The following is a 2,845-nucleotide window of genomic DNA, read 5'->3' on the forward strand; positions in this document are numbered from 1 at the left end:
CATAGCGGTTTCGATCCGCACAAGATATTTTCACATATCACGCAAGGACTTCTCCGCCCGATACCGAATTGACATAACAAGACTATCTTGAAAGAAAGCGTGACTCTTATGAAACGATATCTCCTCTCACTGCTCTTTCTGCTTATCTGTCTGCCGACAGCTTACTGCGCAGAAGAAGTCATCATACCAAACGTGACCACACAAGAAGTGCAGTCATTTTTACTCGAAGAGGCAAAAGAGCGCAACATGTTCGTACGCGAAAAAAGCGACACGCTCCTTGATATACATGTGAAGGCAGACAGTGATTATTTTGCCTCACTGTGGGGCGAGAGCGCATACCTGCGCCTTCTCTATCGCTTCTATCCGCAAAACGACGGCACACGCGTCACATACGAAGTACAAACAGTATGCGGTTCTCAATCATTCCCGCTCACCGCAAAACGGCTCGGCGACTACCATGACAAACGTCGTTCGTTCGCCGAAACACGCATCATCAGTACCATAGAGAGCCTATCGAAGCTCCGCATGAAATTCGACGGCTACTATCTCTACGGCCTCATCCTCGGCGACAAAGAGGGTGACATACTCACCATATCCGAAGTCCTCCCCGTTTCCCCTTGTGAGCAGGCAGGCATCACGACAAGTGACACCGTCACCCGTTTCGCAGGACGCGCCGTCCGAGATGCGAGCGAATATGAACTTCTCTACACGTATATGAAGCACTGCCTTACCACCAAACCCCTTCCGCTGACAATTCGGCGCGACGGCAAAGATATCAATATGACGATCACGCCGCAGCACTATACTGCACACGAGCTCGCCAACTGGAGCAGGCTCGTCTACTCGGATGAAGAACACTTATAAAGATACGCTCCGAAGAACAAGCGAGATACCGTAAAGCAACATACGCCCCGCCCGCGAAAAGACCGATCCTATGACCATATAAGGAGGAACCACAATGAAAGTATTGATCTTAAACGGCAGTCCCCACGAAAACGGAAACACCTTCACGGCACTCCATGAGATGGAAACCGTATTCGCCGAGCAAGGCATCGAAACAGAACTCATCCACGTCGGCAAAGAAGCCATCCGCGGCTGTATCGACTGTCGCACCTGCCATCAGACAGGCAAATGCGTATTTAGCGATATCGTCAACAGCATCGCAGACAAGTTCGCAGACGCAGACGGCCTCGTCGTCGGCACTCCCGTCTACTACGCCTCCGCCAACGCCACCCTCGACGCACTCCTCACCCGCCTCTTCTTCAGCACGCCGTTCGACAAAACGATGAAAGTCGGTGCCGCAGTCGCCGCCGCACGCCGCGGAGGTCTGACCGCCACCTTCGACCAACTCAACAAATACTTCGCCATCAGCGGTATGCCCATCGCCGCAGGCTGTTACTGGAACGGCATCCACGGCATGAACGCAGATGACGCAAAACAAGACGGCGAAGGCCTCTACATGATGCGCACCCTCGCACGCAATATGTCCTTCCTGATGAAAAGCATCGCCCTCGGCAAAGAAACCTACGGCCTCCCTGCAAAAGAAGAACGCATCGTAACGAACTTTATCCGATGATACGAAAAAGAGCGACCCAAACGGATCGCTCTTTTTTTCTGCCTGCAAACCAAAAGCCCCTCTTCTATAGAGGGGCTTTGTCATCATATGGTGCGCCCGAATGGATTCGAACCATCGGCACGCAGTTTAGGAAACTGCTGCTCTATCCACCTGAGCTACGGGCGCGTACAAAACCATTGTACCAAATCCCATAGCCGTTGTAAAGATTGGCTTATTTTTCCATTTGTATATTTTCTCATCTGTCGTCGAGCGCAGACACTCCCTATCGTCACCGTATCAGCGTCCACGCACAATACCGCTCATATAGCAGGGTCAGTCGCCCAGACGAGGAGCCACACGCGCCCATGCTTCGGCAGTGAAGAAGCACTCGTCTGCGTTTTGCTCCATCTCCAAGAACCGTCTATACGGCACCGCAAACGAGAGAAGGTCTTTATCAAGGAGCGGACGTGCGCTGATATCGACCGAACCGACAACAGCACGCGGCAGATCCTTTTTCGATTCCGCATACGGCAAAAGGCACACGCTCTGACAGCCTGCCGAGAACGGCATCACGACATTCTCTCCGCCTTCGCGGTCATAGTTGGCTAAGACGACAAGCGCAGACAGCTGATCGCAGTTCGCATACATCACCACGATATCAGGCACAACATCCGCAGGCACTTCATGGAGCGGACGCATCACGACATACTCCGCCTCCACATCCGTCATCGGAAGCGCATCGACGAACGACTTCGCCAGCTCGGGCGACTTCTTGTACCGCTCACCCGCACGGTAGCCCTCACCGCGACCCGTCGAGAGGAAATACTCTATCCCACCGGGGAAATTCGGATACCAATCGCCGAAACACATACCGACACCGCCGCCCCAGCACGTAACATTCCTCCGTGCGAGCGCGACCGTCCTGCCCTTCATCGATGCCGTCACCATCGCCATCACGCATGCCCATTTCCCCTCGGGCAGCGTGATCGCACCATCGGGCTTGTCATTCGTGAAATAGATCGCGATCGGCTGATACCTCAGTTTCAAGATGTCTGACAGTTTGCTCTTCATAGAAATCCCTCCTAGTTGATGAACTCTACCGTGAAATCTTCGCCCCATTCTACGAATTTGATCTTATAATCGGGAAAATATTCAACGATCTGCCATTCTCCATGGGAAAACGGATGACGGTCAACGATCCTTATCCGATAATCTGCTCCCCATTTTACGATCTTTACTTTGAAATCCTCGAAATGCTCTACGATCTGTATCCTTGCCTTATCGATAGGA

At 52.5% G+C, this 2,845-nt stretch carries 4 protein-coding genes and 1 tRNA gene; 2 read left to right on the forward strand and 3 right to left on the reverse strand.

Features of this window, described 5'->3' with window-relative positions:
* Window positions 1–108: 108 nt before the first annotated feature.
* A complete protein-coding gene (locus tag IJN28_07330) occupies window positions 109–864 on the forward strand; it encodes a hypothetical protein (GenBank protein MBQ6713579.1) in 756 nt (251 codons plus the stop codon).
* Between the two features lie 94 nt (window positions 865–958).
* Window positions 959–1,576, forward strand: a complete 618-nt coding sequence (locus IJN28_07335) for a flavodoxin family protein (GenBank protein MBQ6713580.1) — start codon at window positions 959–961, stop codon at window positions 1,574–1,576.
* Window positions 1,577–1,664: 88 nt separating this feature from the next.
* Here IJN28_07335 and IJN28_07340 read toward each other — a convergent pair.
* The 3 genes from IJN28_07340 to IJN28_07350 form a co-directional block, all read right to left on the reverse strand.
* Window positions 1,665–1,741 (reverse strand) — tRNA-Arg (locus IJN28_07340).
* 147 nt (window positions 1,742–1,888) lie between these two features.
* Complete coding sequence (locus IJN28_07345) at window positions 1,889–2,626, reverse strand: DUF169 domain-containing protein (protein ID MBQ6713581.1); 738 nt, start codon at window positions 2,624–2,626, stop codon at window positions 1,889–1,891.
* Between the two features lie 11 nt (window positions 2,627–2,637).
* Window positions 2,638–2,845, reverse strand: a 208-nt coding sequence (locus IJN28_07350) for a hypothetical protein (protein ID MBQ6713582.1), incomplete at its 5' end; no start/stop codon positions are given.

This window comes from Selenomonadales bacterium (assembly GCA_017442105.1).
GTDB lineage: Bacteria > Bacillota > Negativicutes > RGIG982 > RGIG982 > RGIG982.